The organism is Tomitella biformata AHU 1821 (assembly GCF_000524475.1).
Taxonomy (GTDB): domain Bacteria; phylum Actinomycetota; class Actinomycetes; order Mycobacteriales; family Mycobacteriaceae; genus Tomitella; species Tomitella biformata.
Genome location: NZ_BAVQ01000027.1, coordinates 53,086 through 76,192 on the forward strand (window position 1 = coordinate 53,086; position 23,107 = coordinate 76,192).

At 67.6% G+C, this 23,107-nt stretch carries 20 protein-coding genes; 11 read left to right on the top strand and 9 right to left on the bottom strand.

Going from position 1 to position 23,107, the window contains the following annotated elements; genetic code table 11:
* The first annotated feature begins 97 nt into the window (after positions 1-97).
* A complete protein-coding gene (locus TBIF_RS24940; RefSeq protein ID WP_084611655.1) occupies positions 98-523 on the top strand; it encodes a nucleotidyltransferase domain-containing protein in 426 nt (141 codons plus the stop codon).
* On the opposite strand, the gene TBIF_RS10710 is transcribed toward TBIF_RS24940, so the two are convergent.
* On the bottom strand, positions 426-1,880 hold the full coding sequence (locus tag TBIF_RS10710) for a plasmid pRiA4b ORF-3 family protein (protein WP_024794800.1): 1,455 nt from the start codon (positions 1,878-1,880) through the stop codon (positions 426-428). The two genes, TBIF_RS24940 and TBIF_RS10710, sit on opposite strands and share 98 nt — an antisense overlap.
* A gap of 124 nt (positions 1,881-2,004) precedes the next feature.
* Between TBIF_RS10710 and TBIF_RS10715 the strand changes: the two genes are divergently transcribed.
* The 3 genes from TBIF_RS10715 to TBIF_RS10725 all read left to right on the top strand — a co-directional run bounded on the left by TBIF_RS10715 (position 2,005) and on the right by TBIF_RS10725 (position 4,447).
* On the top strand, positions 2,005-3,195 hold the full coding sequence (locus TBIF_RS10715; protein ID WP_024794801.1) for a Fic family protein: 1,191 nt from the start codon (positions 2,005-2,007) through the stop codon (positions 3,193-3,195).
* Positions 3,196-3,437: 242 nt separating this feature from the next.
* The gene (locus TBIF_RS10720; RefSeq protein ID WP_051461479.1) at positions 3,438-3,833 is read left to right on the top strand and encodes a VOC family protein; all 396 of its coding nucleotides are present in this window, start codon (positions 3,438-3,440) and stop codon (positions 3,831-3,833) included.
* On the top strand, positions 3,830-4,447 hold the full coding sequence (locus TBIF_RS10725) for an NADPH-dependent F420 reductase (protein ID WP_024794803.1): 618 nt from the start codon (positions 3,830-3,832) through the stop codon (positions 4,445-4,447). Before TBIF_RS10720 ends, TBIF_RS10725 begins: the two co-directional genes overlap by 4 nt.
* Before the next feature lie 8 nt (positions 4,448-4,455).
* Here the strand turns inward: TBIF_RS10725 and TBIF_RS10730 are convergent, their stop codons facing one another.
* Together TBIF_RS10730 and TBIF_RS10735 are read right to left on the bottom strand one after the other, a co-directional pair.
* The gene (locus TBIF_RS10730) at positions 4,456-6,567 is read right to left on the bottom strand and encodes a DEAD/DEAH box helicase (RefSeq protein ID WP_148302235.1); all 2,112 of its coding nucleotides are present in this window, start codon (positions 6,565-6,567) and stop codon (positions 4,456-4,458) included.
* A 639-nt stretch (positions 6,568-7,206) separates the two neighbouring features.
* On the bottom strand, positions 7,207-9,354 hold the full coding sequence (locus TBIF_RS10735; RefSeq protein WP_024794805.1) for a hypothetical protein: 2,148 nt from the start codon (positions 9,352-9,354) through the stop codon (positions 7,207-7,209).
* Positions 9,355-9,759: 405 nt separating this feature from the next.
* On the opposite strand from TBIF_RS10735, the gene TBIF_RS23440 reads away from it, so the two are divergent.
* Entirely contained in the window at positions 9,760-10,572 is an 813-nt protein-coding gene (locus tag TBIF_RS23440) for a hypothetical protein (RefSeq protein ID WP_200182823.1), read from the top strand.
* 28 nt (positions 10,573-10,600) lie between these two features.
* Positions 10,601-11,761: an esterase-like activity of phytase family protein gene (locus TBIF_RS25865; RefSeq protein WP_162472300.1), complete on the top strand. Its 1,161-nt coding sequence runs from the start codon at positions 10,601-10,603 to the stop codon at positions 11,759-11,761.
* Between the two features lie 147 nt (positions 11,762-11,908).
* Here the strand turns inward: TBIF_RS25865 and TBIF_RS26480 are convergent, their stop codons facing one another.
* Both TBIF_RS26480 and TBIF_RS10755 read right to left on the bottom strand, forming a co-directional pair.
* Positions 11,909-12,031, bottom strand: coding sequence for a hypothetical protein (locus tag TBIF_RS26480; protein ID WP_268746910.1), 123 nt, complete (start codon positions 12,029-12,031; stop codon positions 11,909-11,911).
* Between the two features lie 278 nt (positions 12,032-12,309).
* A complete protein-coding gene (locus tag TBIF_RS10755; RefSeq protein WP_024794806.1) occupies positions 12,310-13,758 on the bottom strand; it encodes a plasmid pRiA4b ORF-3 family protein in 1,449 nt (482 codons plus the stop codon).
* Between the two features lie 441 nt (positions 13,759-14,199).
* Between TBIF_RS10755 and TBIF_RS10765 the strand changes: the two genes are divergently transcribed.
* Positions 14,200-14,913: a hypothetical protein gene (locus TBIF_RS10765; RefSeq protein WP_148302236.1), complete on the top strand. Its 714-nt coding sequence runs from the start codon at positions 14,200-14,202 to the stop codon at positions 14,911-14,913.
* A 10-nt stretch (positions 14,914-14,923) separates the two neighbouring features.
* Here TBIF_RS10765 and TBIF_RS10770 read toward each other — a convergent pair whose 3' ends face one another.
* Positions 14,924-15,991 carry an ADP-ribosylglycohydrolase family protein gene (locus tag TBIF_RS10770; RefSeq protein ID WP_051461480.1) on the bottom strand — a complete coding sequence of 356 codons (1,068 nt, stop codon included), beginning with the start codon at positions 15,989-15,991 and terminating at the stop codon, positions 14,924-14,926.
* A gap of 191 nt (positions 15,992-16,182) precedes the next feature.
* Here TBIF_RS10770 and TBIF_RS10775 point away from each other — a divergent pair, with 191 nt between their 5' ends.
* Positions 16,183-17,373, top strand: a complete 1,191-nt coding sequence (locus TBIF_RS10775) for a globin domain-containing protein (RefSeq protein WP_024794809.1) — start codon at positions 16,183-16,185, stop codon at positions 17,371-17,373.
* Positions 17,374-17,766: 393 nt separating this feature from the next.
* Here TBIF_RS10775 and TBIF_RS10780 read toward each other — a convergent pair whose 3' ends face one another.
* On the bottom strand, positions 17,767-18,621 hold the full coding sequence (locus tag TBIF_RS10780; protein WP_038170720.1) for an aldo/keto reductase: 855 nt from the start codon (positions 18,619-18,621) through the stop codon (positions 17,767-17,769).
* A gap of 14 nt (positions 18,622-18,635) precedes the next feature.
* The gene (locus TBIF_RS10785; protein WP_024794811.1) at positions 18,636-18,803 is read right to left on the bottom strand and encodes an SDR family NAD(P)-dependent oxidoreductase; all 168 of its coding nucleotides are present in this window, start codon (positions 18,801-18,803) and stop codon (positions 18,636-18,638) included.
* 226 nt (positions 18,804-19,029) lie between these two features.
* Between TBIF_RS10785 and TBIF_RS10790 the strand changes: the two genes are divergently transcribed.
* A complete protein-coding gene (locus TBIF_RS10790; RefSeq protein WP_024794812.1) occupies positions 19,030-20,247 on the top strand; it encodes an MFS transporter in 1,218 nt (405 codons plus the stop codon).
* 59 nt (positions 20,248-20,306) lie between these two features.
* Entirely contained in the window at positions 20,307-21,122 is an 816-nt protein-coding gene (locus TBIF_RS10795; RefSeq protein ID WP_024794813.1) for an arylamine N-acetyltransferase family protein, read from the top strand.
* Between the two features lie 19 nt (positions 21,123-21,141).
* On the opposite strand, the gene aztD is transcribed toward TBIF_RS10795, so the two are convergent.
* The gene (gene aztD / locus TBIF_RS10800; RefSeq protein WP_024794814.1) at positions 21,142-22,395 is read right to left on the bottom strand and encodes a zinc metallochaperone AztD; all 1,254 of its coding nucleotides are present in this window, start codon (positions 22,393-22,395) and stop codon (positions 21,142-21,144) included.
* A gap of 185 nt (positions 22,396-22,580) precedes the next feature.
* On the opposite strand from aztD, the gene TBIF_RS10805 reads away from it, so the two are divergent.
* Complete coding sequence (locus tag TBIF_RS10805) at positions 22,581-23,090, top strand: hypothetical protein (protein ID WP_024794815.1); 510 nt, start codon at positions 22,581-22,583, stop codon at positions 23,088-23,090.
* The last annotated feature ends 17 nt before the right edge of the window (positions 23,091-23,107 follow it).

The following is a 23,107-nucleotide window of genomic DNA, read 5'->3' on the forward strand; positions in this document are numbered from 1 at the left end:
CTAGTGGACTCAACCTCCCTCGGCGCACCGCAAGAATCCGTACACCTTCAATTACTAGCTCAACCGCCAGCATCTGGCGTTCCCTCACATCATCGGGATGAGCGGCCTCTTCAGCGAATTGCTACGCAGGCTAGAGGCTCGCCTTGCGGGGTGGGACACTCCTCCCCAGTTCGCCGCCCTCTTCGGCTCCGCGGCTCGTGGCACGATGACCATCGAGAGTGACATTGACATCCTCTTCATCCGTCCCGACACAGTCGTCAGCGACGAACGATGGGATGCACAGGTCGCTGACCTGATGGCTGACGTGAGCAATTGGACAGGCAACGCTGAACCTGTCCTCATGGACGTCGTGCACGAGGGCATCCCCCTCTCGGGTTCCCGATCCGAGTTCGCTCGTCGCAACCACACGGTCCGTCGAGACTGCCCTACCGAAGCGCCAGCCGCGCGAGCTTGCGACCCCACTCCGGCACCGTCTCGTCGCCCATCCTCGCGTCCGGCTCGCTCAGCGCGTCGATCGCGTTGAGGTAGCCGAGGGTCCGCTCGATCACCCAGCGGGTCTCGTGATCGGGCAGTGCGCCGGGCACCCCCTCGAACCGCCAGCCCAACTCCGCGATCGCCTGGGCCAGCACCGCTTGCGACTCGCCGGAGGGCCGGTCTGCCGCCATGCCGAGCAGGAAGATCAGCCCGGCCTCCTGGTCGATCTTCGGTTTGCCCAGCGGCAGCCGTGCAGCCACGTGCCGCAGCAGACCAGTCTGGTCGTCGGCCAGCGTGGAGCCGAGCTTGGTGCGCAGCAGCTTGCCCTTCGCCTTGCGGACCAGGCCCAGCTCCTGCGCCGCCTCTCGCAGGTGGAGCATCTGCGGGTGGTCGGACTCGCGGTTGCTGGTCCCGCGCCAGCGCTGGGTCCACTCGAACTCTGCGCGCGCCTCGGTGACAATCTTGGGCGCCAGGTAGCCGGCGCCGGTCAACGCCACACCGTCCGGCCCGACGACGCGCAGCAGCCAGCGCAGGTGCCGCGTCGCGCGCTCGGTCTCCTCAGCGGTCAGCTCTGCGCCTTCACTAAGCCCCGCGCGCGGCAGCCACGCGAACAGCCCCGGCACCCGCCGCGGCGAGAGCCGTGCGAGCAACGCGCCCAACGGGGTGGCGGCGTCGGGCATCAGCGCCGCACCCTCGACCTGCGCGCGCAGCAGTGCGCTGACCGCGTCCGCGTCGAATTCCTCTGGCTTGTAGAACAACTTGCCGGTGGTCATCATCAGCCACTCACGCAGCTCCCGGCTGCTGGCATCACCGGAGCTCGCCTGCACGCGGAGTAGGTTCTCGTAGCCCGGGACGCCGCCACAGTCCTCGGGCGGGCAGGCCCGGGCCCCATCGAGACAGACAGGAACCGTGCTCGACGCCACCTCATCGACGCCCTCGAGCGTCACGGTGTGCACCCAGCCGTCGCCGAAGTCATAGGAGTACAGCAGCGTGTCCCCCACCTCGGCCAGCACCTCATCCAGGCGCACCTCGTCCTCGTAAGCTTGCGCGGCGTACCCGGGTGGACCGAAACCGAGCGGCTCTGAAAATTCCGAGCGCACTTCGAACCGCTCTGAATCCGGCGACCCCAGCTCCCCGCTGAGGAATCCGTGCAGGTGGCTGTCCCGCCAGCCCATGACGGTCTGCAGCACGGGATGGAGTGCGTCGAGCATCAGGTCAGACGGGACGGCGATCTGCCGCCAGATCGCGGGTTCGATGTCCTGGAGCTCGACGCGCAGCGTGTAAACGGCCAGCGTCCCCCGCCGGGGGTGCCGACGCGACGGCACCGGGGCCGTGGTGGCTGCTGGGTCGGCCGGGTTCGGAACCAATGACAGGTGCGAGCGCGATTCCGGAGAGGTGGAGGCCATGCGCCCAGCCTAGGCAATTGACCTGACTCGTGAGCAAAGTACGGCACCCGAGCCCTTACTGTACTTTTTTATATGAAAAGTACAGTAAGGTGCACGTTAGTCGCGTATTCTGCCAGGAGGACCCATGGAGTGGCCCAGCCATCAGAGTGAGGTGCGCCAGTGGGATCCCGCCAGCCGTCAGGGCTCCAGAGCGGACCGCCCACTCGAAACGATCACCGTGCAGATTCCCCCGATGATTGGCGACCTCGTCTACGAGCCCGCCGGGCAGATCGCCCGGCTGCACGAAGCGGCCGTCATCGCCGTCGTGCGGCTTGAGGCCGGCTATGGGGCGCATCTTCCGCCGCTTGCGGACTTCCTGCTTCGCAGCGAGTCCGTGGCATCCTCCAAGATCGAGCACATCAACGCCGGCTGGCACGCGTTTGGCAAGGCCTATGCCGGGGGCAAAGCCAGTGACGAGGCGCGCTCCCAGCTCGCGGCCGCGCAGGCCCTCATCGCAATGGTCGACACCGCTGGGTCTGGACCGATCGTCCTTGACACGTTGCTGCAGGCCCATCGACTACTGATGGCCCCCGACTACTACGCGGCGCGAGACTCCGGAGAACTTCGGGATGTCCAGAACTGGATCGGCGGCAGCGACTACACACCGATCAACGCGATGCATGTTCCGCCACCGCCCGAGTTGGTGCCCGAGCTGATGGCGGACCTCACCGTGTTCGCAAACCGAACTGACCTGCCGATCATCGCGCAGGCGGCGATCGCCCATGCCCAGTTCGAATCTATCCACCCGTTCACAGATGGCACCGGTCGCATTGGCCGAGCCTTGATCAGCGCGATCCTGCGCCGGCGCGGGCTCACCACACGCGTGACCGTGCCGCTCGCATCGGTGATGCTCGCGAACACCGACCGCTATTTCGCGAAGTTGACTAGGTACCGGAACGGCGCGGCGGACGAGTTCGTCGACTACGTCTCCCAAGCCGCCATCGACTCCAGCGAGGCCGCCCAGGAATCGGCCGCGGCCTTAGCCGACCTGCCCGGGCGCTGGCGCGCTATCGCGAAACCGCAAGCCAATTCCGCGGACGGATCACTCATCGCGGCACTACTCGACTCCCCCATTCTCAATGCCGACACCGCTGAGTCGATCACTGGAACATCCGAGGCCAGCACCTACCGGGCGCTCCGCAAGCTGACCGAGGCGGGGATCCTCCAGGTGCTCGCCGAGAGCAAGCGCAACCGGGTCTGGGCCGCGACAGACGTGCTCGTCGAACTCGACGCGCTCAGCGCCGCGATCGGCAAACGCACTGCCCACCACCGGTAATTCTGGCAGTCAGCCCGAGTTATGGCCGCGCAGACGTGCTCTTCCCCTGCCTCCGAACGCGGAAGTGCCGCGCACAGTGTGTCGGCAGGATCGGAAAACCCGGGCTAGCCTGGAACGTAATGTGTCGGGCGTCACCCACCGCAGCGCGAACCACCCGCTCCATCCCCGATTCCATCGGAGGAACTCATGGCCCACGCCATCGCCAACGAGGTCCAGCCGGTCGCCGCCAGCGGGCTCGTCCCATGACGCTGCTCGACCACGTCGTTCTCCAAGTCGACGACCTGAACGCCATCGGCGACTGGTACGACCAGCTCGTCAGCCTGGCCGGGGGCACGCGAACCTTCGATACGCCAACCCTGATCGGGTACGCCCTCCCTGGCCAGCCAACCCAGCTGCTCTTCTCCCGGGCGACCGATCCCGGTGGCCGCCAGACCCACGTTGCGCTCAGGGTCGAGGACGAGGCCACCGTCCGGCGTGTCCACGATCTCGCCATCGCGCTCGGTGCCGAGATCCTCCACGAGCCTCGGCTGTGGCCGGAGTACGGGCCGGACTACTACGCGGTGTTCATCCGCGACCCGGCCGGGAACAACCTCGAATTCAAGTGCCAGGCCTCAACGACGGAGGAACACTCATCATGACCACCATCAGCATCATCGGCGCAGGCAACATGGCCACCGCCATCGGCACCCGGGCGGCCAAGCACGGCCACACCATCGAGCTCATGAACCGCGACACCGCCAAGGCTCAAGCGCTCGCCGACCAGATCGGCGACGGAGCCACCGTCGGCGCGTTCGGCGCAACGCCGGCGGGGGACATCGTCATCATGGCCGTCCTTTACAGCGGCGCTGTTGACGTGGTCGGGCACTACGGCGATGCGCTGGCCGGCAAGACCCTCATTGATATCTCCAACCCGTTCAACGCCGACATAAGCGGGGTCCTGACTACCGCGGGCAACTCGGCGTCCCAGCAGATCGCCGCCGCCGCCCCCGCGGATGCACACGTCGTGAAGGCATTCAATTTGATCTTCGGCGGCGTCCTTGCCCAAGACAAGCCCGTGGACGTGTTCTTCGCCGGCGATAGCGCCGAGGCGAAAGCACGTGTCGCGGCGTTTCTAGAGAGCTTGGGCATGCGGCCCCTCGATGCAGGAGGGCTCGAGATGGCCTACATCCTGGAGTCCGCCGGCATCCTCTTGATGGGCCTGGCACGCAACGGCGCCGGCTTCGACATCGCCTTGGGAGCCAAAGCCCTCTGATCGGCGATCTACCCCAGTCGCTCCCGCTCGGCCCGCACGTAGTCCTGCTCCGTCGGACCAGCCCCGCCGTCCCAGCCGGTCGCGGTGGCCGCGGCATCCGACTCCTTCGCGTGGCTGCGGCGCGCGTACTCATCGAACAGCCCGGACTTGCGCGCCAGGGTCTCCCGCATCAGCTCGTCGACGCTGTCCTTGGCCAGCACCCGGTGCACCTGCACGGTGCGCACCTGACCCATGCGGTGTGCGCGGGCGATGGCCTGTGACTCGGTGCTCGGCTTCCACTGCGGCTCCGCCAAGATCACCACCGACGCGGCCTGGATATTGAGCCCGACGCCGCCCGCCTCGATCTGCGCCAGCAGGCTCGCGGGGCCGGGGTGCGCGGCGAACGCATCGACCAGCCGCTGCCGCTCCGCCACGGGCGTCGCGCCGGTGATCGGCCCGTAGACGGTGCCGGGGAGGGTGCCGCGGATCGACTCCAGCACGCCACGAAAGTAGGAGAAGGCCAGCACCTTCGCATCGCCTGCCCGCGCCTCCGCCACGATCTCGACGATGCGCTCCAACTTCGCCGAGCCGGCCGACGCGTAGGCGGCCTGGCGCATGGCCATGAAGTTCCCGTCTCGCACCGCCGAGCGATACGCGGCCTTGTCTGCCCCGGCGAACAGCACCCAGTCCTCCACCTCGATCAGGTCCGGCAACTCGGTGAGCACGTCCTCCTGGTTGCGGCGCAGATAGGCGGGGGCCACCACCTTGCGGAAGGCTCGAGCCCCGCCCAGCCCGTCGCGCACATGGATTCGGCTGGCGATCGACGGCTGCACATAGCCGACCAGGTTTTTGAACTCCTCGACACGGTTCTCCATGGGTGTGCCGCTCATCAGCACCGCACGGCCGGACCGGGCGAGGACCGCGCGCACGGCTTGCGCCCGCTGGGTGGCGGGGTTCTTCACGAAGTGCGCCTCGTCGACCACCAACAGGTCCGGGTCCACCGGCACCCGCAGCGCCTTGAGGGTATCGAAGGTGGTGATCGCGACGCCCCCGCGGCGACCCCATTCGGCCAGCAGCGCATCGCGCTCAGGCCCGTGGATCTGCCACGGCCGCAGATCGGTGTGCTTACCGGTCTCATTGACCCAGTTGCTGATCACGCTGGCCGGGCACACCACCAGCGTGTGGCCGGAGCCCTTGGCGGTCAGGTGCGCGGCGACGGCGAGTGCCTGCACCGTCTTGCCCAGGCCCATCTCGTCGCCGAGGATCGCCTTGCCCCGGGTGAGCAGGTATTGCGCGCCGAACGCCTGGTAGCCGCGCAGGAACGAGCGCAGATGCGTGCGGTCCAGCGTGATCTTGGCTGCGTCCTCGACCAGCTCCGCGGTGATGAACCCGTGCGCGGACTGCGCCTCGTCGCCGACCTCCGTGAACTGGCTGAGCAACGCGTTGATCGCGGCGGCGTCGTGCTCGTACTCCGCCCACGGGGCCGGGAACTGCGGCGGGCCCTCCAGCACCGCGAGCAGTTGGGCCTGCAGGGCGTGGACGTCCTGGTCCGCCATGATGGCGTGGACCCGCGCGACGGCGGCCTTGGCGCGCTCCCGCTTGGCCTTGCCGGAGAACAGCATCGAGAGCCGCCGCCCGGCCCGCGCCGCGTCCGCGCGCAGCGGGTCAGCTCGCAGGTGCAGGCGTGCCAGCGGTTCCCGCACCGGCAAGACCGCCGACTCCAGCGCGCGCAGCGTCAGCAGCCCCCGCAGGATCTCCGTGTCCTCGCCGGGCTTGCGGTCGGCGTCCAGGCGCAGCCGGGTCTCGCCGCGCAGGCGGTCATGCTGGGCCGCCGCCTCCTGATGGATCGCCAGCGCGGACTGCGGGCCGATGCCTGGCACGGCGGCGATCATCGCCGGCGTCGCCCGCGCGAGGTCCGCTGCGGTGCGGAACGCCGAGCGCTCCAACTCCCCCATCCGGGTGCCCTTCGGGAGCGCGCCCCTGAGCGCGGAGACGGGGATCGCCCGCATCGCCGCGTCGACCTTCGCCTCGATGTGCCGGGCCACCGCGCCGGCGACCTCTGCGCGTGCCGCATGCGGGGCGTCGAGCACGTGCTGGCCCAGCGCGATCAACGCCTCCAGCGATCTCACCGTCTCGTCCACAACCGACATCCTCCCCTGCCCCATCATTCGCCGGCCCACACTGCCAGTTGCACCAGCACTACACGAGCGGAGTCTCACACCCATCGCTTCCCGTAGAGCTCGACGTTCCAGTCATCGTGCCAGCCGACGGCATAGATCGAGGTTGTTGCTTGCCGTCGTCCGCTCGGCGAGCGACTCTGCGAATAGTCCTGCCGCGGGCCTACGTTGGGCGGGCAGACAACGCCCGTATCACCTCAATCTGGAGCATCAGACACCGGAAATCCCCCGGTGGACGAGCCGCAAATCGAGTACCCCAAGAAAAGCCCAGGTCGCGGGAGTAGTGGCCACCGATCAGCCTTCACCAACGGGGGGAATCCGGCCATTCCTCCACAACAATCGCAGGTCGAGTGCCCGCTGGTGGAAATCCCGACCACGCCAATGGGCCGTTTGCCCAGGTGGCAGCGAACGAGAACCATCCGTGACCGCACGAGCGGGCGAAACCCGGTCCCCACTCCCTAGATTCCCGGCCGTACGGGCAACGTGTGCCCGCGGAACGTAGGCGACGTGCAGGACTACCAACTACGAATTGGCAACGGGCGTGGGACACGCGAACTACTCGCCCGGCCCACGCCCGTCTCGGCGCGCTATGTGAGGAACTGGCTATGCGGCCGGGCCCTCCCCCGCATCCGACTGGGTGCCGGTCGGCGTGCCACTGGGAGTGTCCGTCGGGGTGGATGTCGCGGTGTCGCTCGACGTCGCGGTCGGGGTGGACGTCGGGGTGCTGCTCACACCGGCATCGCCCGTCGCGCTTGTGCCCGCATCGTCGGCCGCGGTATCGCCGCCGGCCCGCTCGACGACGGCGAGCCGCTGGGAAGTCTGGCTCGAATCGCCCTTGAGAGTCTCTTCGACCGCCTGCTCCGTGTCCTCCTCGTCATCCGTCGAGCCGGAGCCCGTCAGGCCCTCGACCAGGCCGCCGACGCCCTTGACGTCGTCGACGATGGTGACGGTGCTGAAGTAACTGCGCAGCGTGTGGACCGGGTTCAGCGGCTTGTCCAGGGTCAGGGTGCCGAGTCCGAAGGGGTTCGCCCACTGCACCAGGCTGACCTTGGGCACCATGCTGATCTTCGACATCTCACCGCTGTCCGCGTCCGCGACGATCTTCTCGATCTGCGGTGCGGACAGGTAGTTCGGGCGCTCCTCGCCGTTGACGGTCGCCGCCGGGAACAGCACTATGCGCTGGCCCATCCACTCGATGGTGATGGGGTCGACGAAGCCGTAGTCGCTGGTCAGGTACGCCGCGGTGATGGTCGTGGTGACCGGGTTGCCGTCCTCATCGAGCTGCGGCACCAGCACCGGGTTGCCATCGTCGTCGAGGACCGCGTTGCCGTCCTCGTCGAGCTCGGGAGTCATGGCGGCCTCGGTCTTCACGTCCTGGGTGTAGCGCACGAAGTCCTTCGCGAACTTCAGGCGGCCCTCCTCGGAGGTGAGGTTTTCCATGAGCGTGTCCATGAACGGCGTCTCCTCGGAGGTGCCGTTCAGCTGCTTGAGCAGGGCGTTGTTGCCGAGCACTAGCGAGGTGACGTCGGTGAGGCCGTACTGCGTCTGGCGGCTCTCCCCCACCTTCGGGGCGCGGAGGTCCTCGTAGCTGTCGAACGTGCCGAGGATGTTGCTGCAGGAGCCCAGGCCCTCGGCCGTCGCCTGCGCGAGGACGCCGAAGCAGCTGACCTCCTTGAGCGCGGGGATCTCGAGGCCCTCGATGGTGCCGATCATGTCCTCGGCCTCATCGCCCGCGAGGCCCAGCAGGCCGGAGTTCTCCAGGTTGGTGAAGTCCAGGACCTTGCCGAACCAGGTGAGCTCGATCTTGTCGGTGTCGAGGTTCAGGGCGTTCGCCATGCCGAGGTAGGCGTAGGAGCTGGAGGTCCGGCCCTCGCCGGCGCCGGCCGTGGCGATGCCGAACTCATGTCCCGTCTCGGCGCGTGCGGTGCCGCCGGTCATCGACAGCGCGAGCTGCATGCCGGGGCCGACGACGGTGGAGCTGCCGACCGGCTCGGACTTGCCGGGCAGGTCCATGGGCTTGGTGTAGTCGTACTTCTGGCCCGTGAGGTACTCGGCGACCTTCAGCGCCTCGGTGCGCTTAGCGAGGTTTCCGTCATAGGTCACGGGAACCTGTTCCCATTTGTAGCAGATACCAAATAAACTCTTCGTGCAGTCGCCGTTGACATAGCGGGTGGCCTCCACGTACGGAAGGCTCGCGTCCGTCTGGACCTGCTCGTAGCTGCTATACCGGCCAAGCTTGCCGGGGTTCATCTTGAAATTCAGGATTGGAATGTTGAAGGGGTCGATCGCAACGGCACTCACAATTTCGATGAGGTTGCGCTCGCCCATTTTGAACCCGAGGATGTCCTTGCCCAGGTCGACCTTGATGCCCTCGGCCGCGGCGCCCACCTCGAGCGAGCCGGGAAGCACCACCGCGATGCCGGTGCCGGTCGACTGGCTGCAGTCGACAACGGCGTAGACCTCGCCGTCGTCCGTCGGCGCCGGCGCCGAACCGTCTGGGCTATCGCAGATCTCGACGAAATCCTTGATCATCTCGTTCTCGAGCAGCCCGGTGATGTCCTCGAGCCCGAGGCCGGCGAACGGGCTGTCCGCCGCATAGGCCGGGGCTCCGCCGCTCAGCAGTCCTGCGCCGAGGGCCGCCGTCGCGGCGACCGCGATCAGCCCGTTGCGTCCCCGCCACGACCGGCCGGACGGCCGCGCCTGTTTCTCACGCCGTCGGCGTGCCTCCCGCAACTGCTGCGTCTCGATCATGCGACTGCTCCTTTAGCCCGATGTGCTCTACCGCCTACATCGACCCTTCCGCGAAAATGGTTACAAATGTTCCATTCGCCGGCGCTCCCGCAATATTCCCGGCCCGCATGAATCAGGAGAAAAATGTCATCGCAGAGACCCGGACCTCACGCTGAACAATCGTCACGCTAAACCGTGCTCGCAGACAAGAAATACTTTCTATACTGAGGCCCACGCAGTTCCGGCTCAGAGACCGCCCCGATACCAAGTCTCCCTGTGCCCGTCCATCGCCCCCCATGGCCCACGTGTACCCCCACGTCAACAATGGAACGTCCGTGCAATTAGGGGCCGCGCCGTGGCGATTCGGCGGGCATGGACTCCGCATTGTCAACAGAATGTGTCACAGCCCCGTGTCATCATCGCGGCATGAACCTACTGGACAACTATCTCCAGCCGCCCGAGGAATGCGCGCAATGGTGCCGGAACCAGCCGTATGAGCTGCAAGTGCTGGACGACGCCGCCGACGTCGACCTCGACTGGTGGAACCTGAAGCTGCGGGTCCAGCATCTCGACATCCGGCTGCGCGGCCGCGATAGCGACGGCCGGGAGGTGTCCGTCGGCAAGTCCATGGTGCTCCGGGGCGATCTCTATCCTGGCAGCCCGCTCATCGAGGGCGAGGACAGGACGCTGGGGCTGCTGTACCTGTGCGCCGCCTGGCAGGGCGGCCATCGCCGGCGCCACGCCGCCCGCCGGTTCCCCCGCACGGAGAGCTACGACCTCCGCAAGGACGAGTTCCCCCTGGACCGGATCCGCTCGGTGCTCGACGGCTGCATCAAGAGCAAGTCCCTGCCGTATGACAAAACAAAGGGCTGGTCCGGGTTCCCGGAGACCCCGGACGTGGGGCTCGGGTTGCTCGCGACGTTCATGTGGGCTGCCGAGGTGGAGCTCGATAGCGGCCGAGCACAGCTGATCGACCAACACGGGCTCTCCTCCCTTGTGCACTGCGGCTGGATGGAGCTCCCCGTGCTGGGGCGGTTGCACCCGCCGTCGGTACAACCGATACCTGGAGTTGTTGGAGTCCTGGTCGCAGACGTTGCAGGCGCGGCCCGAGCTGATCGAGTGCTGGCTCGTCAACCGCTGGCACGCCCGCAGGATGGAGATCCGCTCGGGACAGTCGTTCCAGCCGCCCCGAAGGTACTCATTGCGGTTGCCCCGCAGTCACTTTCGCGTGGTAACTGATTCATGTTGGCCCCATAGCGTCGGCGGCATGCAACGACGAACTCGCTGCGCACTTTTCGCTGCGCCTCTCATGCTCCTGCTCACCGCCTGCTCAGCCGCGGATGCGGAGCCCCAGACCGACGGACTGGAGATCACCCACCTGTCGACAATACAGGTGCCCGACGGTCTCTCGCCGTTCGGTGTGCCCCTCGGCGGGCTCTCCGGCATCGACTACGACCCCGCCACCGGCAGCTACCTCGCGGTCAGCGACGACCGCGCCGAGAAGGGCCCCGCCCGCGCGTACACGCTCAACCTCGATCTGGACTCCACCGGCGCATTCACGTTGTCTGCGCCGGAGTTCACGGCGATGACTCTGCTGACGGATGTCGATGGCCAGCCATATCCGGTGAAGGGCGTCGACCCCGAGTCGATCCGCCACGTACCCGGCTCCACCAGCCCCGGCTCCGCCGACATCGTCTATACCAGCGAGGGCGACGCCTCGAAGTTCATCGCCCCGTTCGTCCGAGCCGCCGATTCAGAGGGCAACATGCTGCGCGACTTCGCACTGCCGGACTACTATCTCCCCGTCGCCGGCCCCGGCGGCGAGCAGTCCGCCGGCATCCGCAACAACCAGGCGTTCGAGGGGCTGACGTTCTCCGCGGACGGGTCCACGGTCCTTGCCCTGACGGAGAGCTCGCTGTTGCAGGACGGCGCCGTCGCCACCCCGGCCAGCGGCACGGACTCCCGGGTACTGGTGTTCGACGCCGACAGCGGCGAGGTGGTCGACGAGTTCGTCTACGCCGTCGACCCCATCAGCGGCATCTACCCGGATGTCCTCAGCCCCACCGGCTTCATGATCAAGGCCGACCGGGGCGCCACCGAGATCCTGGCGATCGACGATGACGAGTACCTGGTGATCGAGCGCGGCTCGGTGCCCGGCGAGGGCTTCGAGGCGCAGGTGTACTGGACCACCACCGCCGGCGCCACATCCGTCAACGGACAGGCCGCCCTCGACGGCGTCCAGACCCCGATGCCCAAGAAGCTGCTGTTCGACTTCGCCGACACGGGCGCGAATCCCGACAACGTCGAGGGCATCACGTGGGGCCCGACGCTCGCGGACGGCACCCGCACCCTCGTCCTCGTCGCCGACGACAACTTCAACCCCGAGGGCGGGGCACACACCATGTTCCATATCCTCGCGGTCCGCTGAGGGAACTCGCCACAAACGAGCCACCTGCGCCGCGCACCCAACGGGCGCGCAACGTCCGACGCCTCGAAGAATTGACAGTCCCTGCTGCCAATTCTCCGAGGCGTCGACGTCGCGCCGCGTTACCGCGCGAGGTTCACTGCGGCGTGATTATCCCGCCGGCGTGGTGTCTTCCTTGCTACCGGTGGCGAGCAGCTCGCCAATGCTCTCGGCGCTGATCTGATCGATCAGGGACTTGACGAGGAGTTCTGCGACGGAAGACAACGATCCCATGATTGATCCTTTGTTTCGAGTGCCCCGCGGCGGTTTGTTGAACATTTAACGAGTCCCGTGAACGGACCCGCATGCTCTCCGCGAAGTCCCTTGTAATACTAATGTCGACGCGAATTCAGCACAAGGAATTGTGGCTTACATTGCACTGCCTTGACTAAGCCACCCCAGGGTCGATATAAGGGCACCCTAAGTTACGCGTTGGGCCTTCTTGACCGTCGTCGTCAGGTGCCGCAGCACCTCGCCCAGATGCTGTCCTGGAGTCGCGGATATGCGCCAGCTCAGCCCCGCGGACGCAGCAACACCGTCCTCGCGAGCTCGCGGCCCCAGCGCGGTCCCCATAACCCGTTCTCCGGCCCCGGCCGCACACCGAACGCCCCGAGGCCCCTCGCGACGAGCACCGTGGGGCCCGCCATCGCGAACACGTCCTGTGGATCGACGGGACGGCCATCGGTGCGCCAGCCCATCGCCGTCATCGCCTCCGCCATGGCCTGCTCCCACGTGTCCGCGCTCGGCCCGCACGCCATCAGCAGCAGGAAGAGCAGTCCCGCGTCCCGCTCGAGCTCCGCTGCCCCTGCCGGCAGCGCCGCGGCGATGTGCGCGAGCAACCCGGCCGGGTCGGTCCGCAGCGCGTCGCCCAACTCCGTGCGCAGCAGGCGTCCGCCCGCCGTCCGGGTGAGCCCCAAGAATTCGGCGGCCTTCCGCAGGTCCAGCAGCTCGCGGCAGTCGGACTCACGCTTGCTCACCCGCTTTGGGTCGCCATCCCAGCCCAGCTCCGCACGGGCAATAACAACATCCGCCGGCCGCAGATATCCGGCGGGAGTCAGCGCGCGGCCGTCGTCGCCGATGCGGGCCAGCAGCCAGCGCAGCCCGGCGGTGGCCAGCTCGTTGTCCGCGGTCGTCATGCCGTGCTCGGACTCCTCACGAAAGTGGACGCGGCCGAGTAGCGAGTACAGCTCGGGCGCAGCCAGTTCCGGGATCAGCCGCAACAGCGCCGCCGCCAACGTCGCAGGTCCCGGATGGTGCGCGCGCTGCCGAGTCTGCCGTCGTAGCTGGCGGGTGATCTCCTTGGCCTTGAACCTCTCGGGGTCCAGCTGCGGAATGGGCCAGTCCGGCCGACGCCGCTGCGCGAGCTGCGCCGCGGGGGCCAACGCCTCGAGCAGTTGGGCGTACCCGTAGGCCCCACCGGAATGCTCGGGCGGACAATTTCGCGCGCCGTCCAGACAGACTGACGCACTCACCTCGGCCGGCCCGCCGATCCCCTCCAAGAGGATGGTGTGCTGCCAACTGTCGCTGAAGTTGTACTCGTAGAACAGCAGGTCGCCCTCGTCGGCGAGCACCTCGTCGAGCCGCACGGAGTCCTCGTAGGCATAGGCGCCGGACCCATCCGGCGCGTCGAAACGGGGGCGCTGGTCGAACCGCAGCGCATCGTCCGAGTACTTCGCGCTGGCGCTGATGAAGCAGTGCAGTTGGCTATCGTTCCAGCCCATGACGGTCTGCAGAACCGGGTGCAGCGCGTCGAGCATGATGTCCGACGACACCGTGAATCGCCGCCAGATCTCCGGCTCGACATCCTCGAGCCCGATCCGCAGCGTGTAGGTGACGATGTCTGGCCTGCGCGGCCGCCGTCGCCGCGCCTCGCCCGTCCGCTCCGGGGGTGCGCCCCCGTCGTCGGCCAGGGGTGGGACCAGGGAGAGGTGCGCTCGCCGGCCCCGCTCGAAATTCGCCACCCGCTCAGCGTATGCCGACAGCCATGGTCACGAGGGGGGAACGAGCCCGGCGCTAGATCTAGCTAGACCTGCGAGCTCAGGAAATCCATCGCGCTGCCACCACTGAACTGATCGATGATGGCGTCGAGCAGAAAGGTGATCAGGGAGCCCATTGCGTGCCCTTTGGATATACCTCGCGGGTGAATAGGATGGGTGGAAACTGGCAGACCAAGTCTCGTCGGGTTTCCGCAGGCTTCAAGCCGTCTTGGACTGACGACCAAACATTTACCCACAATTTACCCATAATTCACCTTCCCGCTGCGCAAACAATGCCGGTATCCATTTTCTGGGATACCAATTCCCCCACGGTGTGGCGCACGCAGAGCCCGGTCCTGACGATCGCAGCGACGGAAATTGTCACAGCCCCTCGCTAACCTGTTCGCACTCGAGCAGGGAGGCATCATGCGCTACTTCGACTTCAAGACCGGACACTCGACAGCAGACCCGTTCGCCAACGGACCATCATGGAACACGGAAGCCCACAGGATGGCCGATAAAATCAGCGGCGCGGGCTCTGAGTTGACGCGGCACCTGCAGAACATCTCCGAGGCGATGGATAACTACGACGCGGACCTCACCGCAACCTGGGTCGCGCTGCTGCGTGCGCACGCCTGGGACCTGGCGACGGACGCGGCCTTCGCGTATCTGAGCTTGGCGGTGGCCCACAGTTGGCAACCGGACCTCGACGTCCTCGATGAGTTCTTCCCGTGCGTGAGCGATCCGCCCGCCCCGCTCGACGCTGCCCGCTGGCCGGTGGTGCCTCGCAACGGCGTCCGCAAGGGGATCCGGGCGATCAACGTCCGCACCCAGTCCTGCCTCGATGAGATCGATGAGCTCGAGCAGTGGCTCACCGACTACCTCGAAGCCGCCATCGGATGGTGCGATGACCCCGATCCGGTGCAGGTCACGGGCGCGCTGATCGCGGACATCGGTGCCGTCGTCGCCCGGGTGGAGGACATCGTGGAGCTATGGCGGGAGTACGTGATCAGTACCCACCGCAAGCTCGCCGCCACCCAGAAGGGCCGCCGCCCGCCGCGGTTTCTCGTATTCGAGAAACAGTTGGAGGAGATCATGGCCAAATTCCGTGCCGACCATCGGCGCCGCCCGGCCGCCTGATCGGCCGTTCCTAGCGCGGTGCCCAACGGCGCACGGCAGCCGTGATCCCCCGGGCGTATCTCGGCTCGAAATCTGGCCGCACGCCCTGGCTTGCCCAATAGTCGGCGGTGGCGTGGGCGGCGCCGATCACCGCGCCAGCCATGCAGGCGATCGAGTCGGAGTCGCCATTGCTGGTCGCCGCCCACCCCAACGCGCCGGCCCCATCGAGGGGCGCTCCGGCACCGGTCGCCAGGTCGGCGACCAGCAGCGCCAGTGCGACGGCGCTTGCCGCCTCCCACCCCTCGCCCACCTCGGCGCAGGGGTCGCCGAACTCCGCGGGGTCGAGTCCGCGCACGCGCTCGAGCTTTGCCGCGGCATTGCGGAGGCAATCATGCAGTAGGTACTCGGTGCCGCCCGCCAGGTAGGAGGCGACGTCGTCGGTCACTGGGGCGAGGACCTCGATCAGGTACGGATCGCGGCTCCACGCGCTCCGCCCCGCTGCGAGATCGGCGGCCGCCGCCAGCGCCCGTTCGAGGAACCGCCCGGCACGCTCACCCGCGTGGCGGGTGGCATCGGCCAAGATCAACGCCGCGGCCACAGCCATCGGGTGCTTATGGGTCAACACCGCCTGCAGTGCCGTCAGCCCCAGCCAGTGTTGCCGCGAGGCAAACGCAGTCGGCGTCAATCGCATCACGGCGCCGCAGCCCGCGGACTCGACGGCCCCAGCCTGCTCGTGCCACAGGGCACCGCTGGCCAGGTTCCGCACCGAGTCCATGCAGGCGTTCCCTGGTGCCCGATTATTGTCCGGGTCCCGCCGCCAGCTGACGAAGCTGGCGGTCAGCGCCTGGGTCACTGCGGCCAGGTCACCCAGGTCCGAACACCCGTTGAGCGCCGCATCCACGGCGAGGGTCATCTGGGTGTCATCAGAGATCACCCACTGGCCGGCGGGCCGAGGCACCGGACGCACCCGCATGCTCGCATAGGACTCGAACTCCACCTGATAGCCCCAGGCGTCGCCCGCCGCGAGTCCGATCAACGAATTCTCATAGCGCGCCTGATCCCCTCGCCGATCTGTCGCGCCATTGATTCCGCTGTTCATCGCCGCACCCGTCTCTCCCCGAGCCGCAGCCCGATGTGCCGTGAATTCGATTACGCGAAATAGCCCCAGCCACAAGACATTACGCCCCCAACCGTCGCGGCAAGCCAGCAGGCCAGGATGCTACTACTCACCGTAGTAGCATCCGTCACATTCTACTGACTTTCCTCCATTCATTTAATAGATTCACTGCTATGACCCTCTCCCCCGCCACCACCGAAATCATCCGCGCAACCCTCCCCGCCGTCGGCGCGGCCATCGAGGAGATCGCGTCCGTCTTCTACCCCAAGATGTTCGCCGCACACCCCGAACTCGAGCGGGACCTGTTCAACCGCGGCAACCAGAGCCAGGGCGAGCAGCAGAAGGCCCTCGCGGGCTCGATCGCCGCGTTCGCCGCTCTGCAGGTGGGCCCCGACGCAGGCCGGACGGACATGATCATGTCCCGCATCGCACACAAGCACGTATCGCTCGGCATCACCCCGGACCAGTACAAGATTGTCCACGAGCACCTGTTCGCGGCGATCGTGGAAGTGCTCGGCGAGGCCGTCACAGCCGAGGTCGCCGCCGCCTGGGATGAGGTCTACTGGCTGATGGCCAACACCCTGATCCGCATGGAGGAGGGCCTCTACGCGGAGGCGGGGCTGGCTCCGGGCGATGTGTGGCGGACTGTGACGGTAGCTCGCCGAGTGCTGCAGTCGGCGGATACGGTCTCGTTCATCCTGGCCTCCCCGGACGGTTCCCCACTGCCGGACTACCTGCCGGGGCAATACATCTCGGTGCAGATTCCGATGGCCGACGGGGCCAGGCAGATCCGCCAGTACAGCCTCGTCGGCGCGCCCACCGCCAGCGATTGGCAGATCAGCGTTAAGTCAGTGGTTGGCGGCGAAATGTCGAACCACCTGTACCGCAACGTGTTCGAGGGTGACGAGATCTCCGTCTCACACCCCGCCGGCGACCTGGTCCTCGAGGAGGGCGCCGCGCCGCTGCTGCTGGTCTCCGCAGGCATCGGCTGCACCCCGATGATCGGCATGCTCAACCACCTCGCCGACACCGCCGATGCCCGCGCGATCTCCGTGGTGCACGCCGACCGCTCCCCCGCGCAGCACGCGCACCGGGCGGAGCTGACCGAGCTGGTCCAGCGCCTCCCCGCCGCGGCGATGCACCGCTGGTACGAGGACCTCGGGGCGAACACCGGTGTCGACAACGTCAACAGCGGGAGGGCGGACCTGTCTGCCCTCGAGATCGCCGACGGCACCCAGGTCTACCTGTGCGGGCCGATGCCGTTCATGCTCTCGGTCCGCGAGACCCTGCTGGCCCGCGAGATCCCGGCCGCGTCGATCCACTACGAGGTGTTCGGACCGGACAGCTGGGCCGGCGCGCGATAGGCCGCCGACGCCTTCGGGGGGGGCGATCTGCTGACGCAAGCACTTCGGGGGATCGACGACAATTGTCGTCGATCCCCCGAAGTGCTAAAAAATTCCTAGTCGGCGCTCGCTGCCGAACCCGCGTCAAGAGCCTCCATGACGCTATCCGGCGTAATCGACTTGAGCAGTGCGGGCAGAATCAGGTCGACAATAGAACCCAGCGATATTGATCCCATGGAAATTCCCTTTCGTCAGCGCCACGCGAGATGAGTTTGAACGTTGCCCGGCATCGGCTCCCCCGATAGCACCGCAGTTCCGCGTGGTCGGTGGTAACCATAAGGCCACGCGCGGCATTGCACAAGAAGTCTTGGACGATCTACCAAGAACATATTATTTAGGCTAACAATCGACCCGCTATTTGCCGCTGTAGACCGGGAATTCACGGTGCTCGCCGTAGTCCTGGGCGGGCAGGTCGCGCAACGCGTCCATGTCCTCGTCGGAGATGACGAAGTCGACCTCGGCGTTGGACCGCATGTGCTCGGGGTTCGCGGTCTTCGGCAGCGACACGGCACCCAACTCCAGGGTGTAGCGAATGCACAGCTGCGGAACGGTCGCTCCGTACTTCTCGGCGATCGCCTGGACGTACTGGTTCTTCAGGATCGCCCCGTGCGCGATAGGTGAATAGGCCTCCACGAGGATGTCCTTGCTCTCGCAATAGGCGATGAGCTCGGCCGGGGTATTGCCCGCGTGGACGAGCAATTGGTTCACGTGCGGCGCGACCGTGCAGGAAGAGAGGATGTTCTCGAGGTCCTGCTGCTGGAAGTTGGAGACGCCAATCGCGCGGATCTTGCCCGCCTTGTGGGCCTCCTCGAGGGCACGCCACGCCTGGCGGTTCCCCTCGGCGTAGTCGCCGCCGCGGAAGTCGTCCCAGGGCTGCGGGCTGTGGATCAGCATCAAGTCGATGTGCCCAAGCCCCAGCGTCTTGAGCGAGCCGTCGATCGCGGCGACCGCGGTGTCGTAGTCCTTGATCTCGGCGGCCAGCTTGGTGGACACGAACAGCTCGTCGCGGGCCACGCCGCTGGTGCGGACGCCCGCTCCGACGCCGTGCTCGTTGTCGTAGGCCTGGGCGGTGTCGATGTTGCGGTAGCCGATCGCGACGGCGTCGCGAACCGCCTGCGCTGCTTTGCCGTCTTCGATGAACCAAGTGCCCAGGCCCAGCTTGGGGATGGTCACATCGTTGGACAGCGTGTAGGTCTCGTTCAGGATCATGCGGTGCTCCTCTGCTAGTTCAACTTGCTGTGCCAGTCGATGAGACTGAGGTCGGCGGCGAGTCTGTCGACGTTCTCCCGGGTGCGGGAGATCAGCGCGACGGAGAACCCCTCGCGGCCGAAGCGGCGGGCGGTGGCCAGGCCCAGTCCGGCCCCGGCTCCGATGACAGCGACGGTGGTCATGGTGGTCCTTCCGAGTGTTTCCGGCCCACTGGACGGTGTGCAGGTTTTCCACGGTAGACCGTCGACGCCGCGGGCGAGAGTCCCTCTGAGTACCCCAATCAGCCGGGACTCCCTCATCCGCGAAGGACGTGATGACATGAGTCCAGGGTTTCGCCGCGTTCCCAGCCGAGGCCCGCATCCGTCTCCCATCCGAAAGACCGTGCGCCTCGTCATGCTTGAAGAAACCGTGTCCGCAGAATCCACTCGACCCGTCCCCACGACCGCGCGGCTGCCGTTCGTGATCTACGTCCTCGCCGCCGGGGTGTTCCTCATGGGCACCACCGAGTTCATCGTCGCCGGGATCCTCCCGGAGATCGCCGCCGACCTCGGCGTGGGCGTCTCGGACGCGGGGCTGATGATCACCGTGTTCGCGGTCGGGATGATCGTCGGCACGCCCCTGATGGCGATCGCGACCCTGAAACTCCAGCGCCGACTCACGCTCGCCCTCTCGCTGATCGTGTTCGCCATCGGCCACGCGGTCGTCGCGCTGGCGTCGAGCTTCCCCCTCATCCTCGGCATGCGGTTCGTCACCGCACTGGCCACCGGCGCGTTCTGGGCCGTCGCCGCGGTGGTCGCCGCGAAGACTGCGGGGCCGGCCTTGAGCTCTAGGGCCCTGGGCATCGTGCTCGGCGGCGGGATGCTCGCCAACGTCATCGGCGTTCCGCTGGGCGCGTTCGCTGGGCAGGCCGTCGGGTGGCGCGGACCGTTCTGGGCCCTCGCGGTCCTCGCGCTGCTGGGCGTGTTCGCGATCCTCGGACAGGTGCCCGTCGATCCGAGCGACGCGCCGCTGCCGTCCCTGCGGGCCGAGATCGCCAGCCTGCGCGATGTCCGCATCTGGCTGGTGTTCGCGGCGGCCGCCATCGTGTGCGGCTCCTCGCTGGCCGCCTACAGCTTCATCTCGCCGCTGCTGACGGAGAACACCGGCGTGGCCGCCTCCTCGGTCCCGCTGGTGCTGCTCGTTTACGGCGTCGGCGCGCTCATCGGCTCCAACCTCGGCGGGAGGATCGGCGCCCTTCGCCCGTACGGCGTGCTGTTCACCGCCGCGGCCGCGACCTTCCTCGTGCTCGTGGGCCTGGCCCTGTTCTCCCACGCGCTGGTGGCCACCGTGGTGCTCGTGTTCCTGCTGGGCCTGTTCGGCATGTCGACGAACCCGATCCTCATCGGCAAGGCCGTCGGCTACGCCAAGCAGGCCCCCACGCTGGCCTCCGCGCTCAGCACGTCGGCGTTCAATGTCGGCACCGCCGTCGGCTCGGGGATCGCCGGATTCTCCCTCGGGTCCGCCCTCGGCGCGACCGGCCCGGTCGTCGTGGGCGCGACGGTCGCGGCGCTCTACTTCCTGCCGCTCGGCGCGCTTGTCGTCCGGGACCGCCGCGCGGCGCACCGCCGCGACACGGTGGTGGTCTGACGCAGTGGCGGCCTGACGCGTCACCCGAGGTCCGGCGTCGCCCGAACTACAGTGTCACCATGCCGGAACTCTCGCTGGACCTCGAGGCGTATCTGCGGCGGATCGGGTACGACGGCCGCCGCGAGCCGACGCGCGCGACCCTGGACTCGATCGTGGCGCACCACGCCGAGTCGATCCCCTTCGAGAACCTCGACGCATTCCTCGGCGCGGTCCCCGAGTTGGACCCATCCGCGCTGGGGGCCAAGCTGGTGGACGGCCGCCGCGGGGGTTGGTGCTTCGAGCAGAACCTGCTGCTACGGGCGGTGCTCACCCAACTGGGCTTCACCGTGACCGCGCTCGCCGCCCGAGTGTTGTGGGGCGGACCGGCCGACGCCATCACCCGTCGCAGCCACATGCTGTTGCTGGTCGAGGCCGAGGGCCTGCCGCGCATCGTGGACGTCGGATTCGGCGGCATGGTCCTGAACGGCTCGCTCGCCCTCGAACCGGGGCCGACGCAGCAGACCCCGCTCGAGCCGTTCCGCATCATCGCGCTGGGTGATGGCGCTTTCGTCCAGCAGACGCTCGTCGGCGGAGAATGGCGCGCCACGTATCGCTTCGACCTGATACCCCAGCACCCCATCGACTTCGAGATGGCCAACTGGTTCCTGGCCACCTCGCCGACGAGCCCCTTCCGCACCCACCTGATGGCCGCGCGCGCCACCGCCGATCGCCGCTACGCGCTCATTGATCGGCGGCTGACCATCCACCACCTCGGCGGTGAGACCGAGCGGCGCACCCTGACCCCCACGGAAGCGTTGCGCAGCCTCGAGGAGGATTTCCTCCTCGACACCGGCCCGCTGCCCGGACTGCGCGAGGCCCTCGACCGACTCGACTAAACGCCGTCGCGGAAGCCAGCTACCCCGCGATGCCGGTGAGCTCGTTCGGGGTCTGCGGGAGGGCACGTGTCGCGGTCACCGCGCCTGTCTCGAGGTCGACGGCATGGATCGACTGAGTCGACGGCTCCGTGACATAGGCGGTGGCGCCCTCGACGAACAGAGTGGGCCGCGGCTCCTGCCACACCTCGGACTCCGTCCAGGGGGCCACGACGGCGATCTTGTCGATGACCTCACCGGTCGCCGGATCGATCACGTGCAGCGCGCCATCCGTGCCGAGCACGAGGGCCTCGCCGGCCGGGCCACGGCCGAGGGAGCGGAACGAGTAGCTCGTGCCCAGGTCCACCGGCCGCAGTGCCATCGTCGCCGTGTCGACGAGCATCACGCGCTCTGGACGCTCCAACTCCCCACTCTTGTCCACCTTGTAGTCGCCGAGCACGACGTCCGACACCGCGGAGCCGGCCTGGTTGCCGATCCGGCCGTACGCGTCGGGGCTGGGGATCTGGGTGATGGCCCCGTCGCGGTAGACGAGCACGCCGTCCTCGCAGCCGAAGACGACGGCATCCTGGGCCACCGCCTCGCCGTGCAGCCCGGGGCATGCCTCGTTGCGCGTGAGTTCCCGGCCCTCGCCGTCGAGCACCGTGATGCCCGAGCGCGAGGTCGCGTCGCCGATCGTCGTGATCAGGCCACCGTCCGCCAGCGGCACCGCGACCCCGTGGTGCGCCTCCGCCGAGGGGTGGCTGGTCATCGCCGGCAGTCCGTCGGCCAGATCTCGGGGGTCGAAGATGCGGACTAGCCCGTCCCCGTCGTCGAACAGCGCCGTTCTCCCCCCGTTCGGGACGACATGGCCAGGCTTCTTGGCGGGAAAGTCAGCGCCGGTGAGGCGCGGTTCAGCAGTGTAGTGGTGGGAGTGGCTGCCGTGGGCCTCGCTCCACGCGCCGAGGTCGAGGGTCGCGAATCGGTCGCCGGCCGAGACCAGGACGTGCCGTCCGTCGCCGGCCGGGCTGAGCCGGGTGAACCCCTCGACGTCGGCATCGTAGAGCGGCTCCAAGGTGCTGGCATCCAGTACCAGGACCCCGCCGTCATAGGAGACGGCCAGTCGCGGCGTGGCGCCCGCCGCCTCCACGGCCGCGGCCGGCTCAGGCGCGGGAGTCTCGAGGGCAGGATCGGGGTCGGCCGTGGCGCACGCCGCGCCGAGCACCGCGGTGAGTCCGAGCACCGCGGCCAGCGCGCCGGCGCGAATCGAAGGGGATCTGAATGTCTGGTTGATTGCCATGTCGCAACAATCACACTTACTGACAATGATTGTCAAAGTCATTAATGTGCATCTGCGCATGTCACCGCGGCGGCCTAACTCGCCATCCCGGCGTCGACGCGGACCGAACCCACTCCCGCCCCGGCCATGTTGGCTAATCTGCACTTAGGCCGCGCAGACGCGGACAAGTCACCAGGAGGCTCCACATGTCGTTGACGACACGGCGCGGCAAGCCCCTGGCTCCGGAGAACGCGGCGAACCGGATCAGCGCCTACGTGTACGGCAACATCCTGGTGTTGGCGGCACTGGTGCCGATCACCACCTCCCGCACCTACTGGGGCATCGCCATCGTCGCGGGCACCGCCCTGTCGACGTACTGCGCGCACGTCTTCTCACACGCGCTTGTGCAGAACGTCCACGCGCACAGGTCTCTGACCCGCTCCGAGCGGCTGGCGTTGCTCCCCGACGCGATGCCGATCATCACATCGGCGGTGCTCCCCTGCGCGATCCTGGCCACCGCCGGCCTCCACTGGACCGAGCCGCGCAACGTCCAACTGCTCGCGGAGGCGGTCATCCTGGTCCGCATCGGGCTGATCGTGCTGGTGGTCGAGCGACTGCAGGGCCGCCGGCCGACCGCGACGACCATGACCGCGGCGGTCGCCATCGCGCTGCTCGCCGCCGTGATCGTCATCGTGAAGGTCGCGCTGACCCACTGACCGCGGTCTCGGTGCGC

Bases quoted from the DNA above. Each gene is read 5' to 3' on its own strand.
- TBIF_RS24940 (WP_084611655.1), top strand. From the start codon at position 98: ATGAGCGGCCTCTTCAGCGAATTGCTACGCAGGCTAGAGGCTCGCCTT.
- TBIF_RS10710 (WP_024794800.1), bottom strand. From the start codon at position 1,880: ATGGCCTCCACCTCTCCGGAATCGCGCTCGCACCTGTCATTGGTTCCG.
- TBIF_RS10715 (WP_024794801.1), top strand. From the start codon at position 2,005: ATGGAGTGGCCCAGCCATCAGAGTGAGGTGCGCCAGTGGGATCCCGCC.
- TBIF_RS10720 (WP_051461479.1), top strand. From the start codon at position 3,438: ATGACGCTGCTCGACCACGTCGTTCTCCAAGTCGACGACCTGAACGCC.
- TBIF_RS10725 (WP_024794803.1), top strand. From the start codon at position 3,830: ATGACCACCATCAGCATCATCGGCGCAGGCAACATGGCCACCGCCATC.
- TBIF_RS10735 (WP_024794805.1), bottom strand. From the start codon at position 9,354: ATGATCGAGACGCAGCAGTTGCGGGAGGCACGCCGACGGCGTGAGAAA.
- TBIF_RS23440 (WP_200182823.1), top strand. From the start codon at position 9,760: ATGAACCTACTGGACAACTATCTCCAGCCGCCCGAGGAATGCGCGCAA.
- TBIF_RS25865 (WP_162472300.1), top strand. From the start codon at position 10,601: ATGCAACGACGAACTCGCTGCGCACTTTTCGCTGCGCCTCTCATGCTC.
- TBIF_RS26480 (WP_268746910.1), bottom strand. From the start codon at position 12,031: ATGGGATCGTTGTCTTCCGTCGCAGAACTCCTCGTCAAGTCCCTGATC.
- TBIF_RS10765 (WP_148302236.1), top strand. From the start codon at position 14,200: ATGCGCTACTTCGACTTCAAGACCGGACACTCGACAGCAGACCCGTTC.
- TBIF_RS10770 (WP_051461480.1), bottom strand. From the start codon at position 15,991: ATGAACAGCGGAATCAATGGCGCGACAGATCGGCGAGGGGATCAGGCG.
- TBIF_RS10775 (WP_024794809.1), top strand. From the start codon at position 16,183: ATGACCCTCTCCCCCGCCACCACCGAAATCATCCGCGCAACCCTCCCC.
- TBIF_RS10780 (WP_038170720.1), bottom strand. From the start codon at position 18,621: ATGATCCTGAACGAGACCTACACGCTGTCCAACGATGTGACCATCCCC.
- TBIF_RS10785 (WP_024794811.1), bottom strand. From the start codon at position 18,803: ATGACCACCGTCGCTGTCATCGGAGCCGGGGCCGGACTGGGCCTGGCC.
- TBIF_RS10795 (WP_024794813.1), top strand. From the start codon at position 20,307: ATGCCGGAACTCTCGCTGGACCTCGAGGCGTATCTGCGGCGGATCGGG.
- aztD (WP_024794814.1), bottom strand. From the start codon at position 22,395: ATGGCAATCAACCAGACATTCAGATCCCCTTCGATTCGCGCCGGCGCG.
- TBIF_RS10805 (WP_024794815.1), top strand. From the start codon at position 22,581: ATGTCGTTGACGACACGGCGCGGCAAGCCCCTGGCTCCGGAGAACGCG.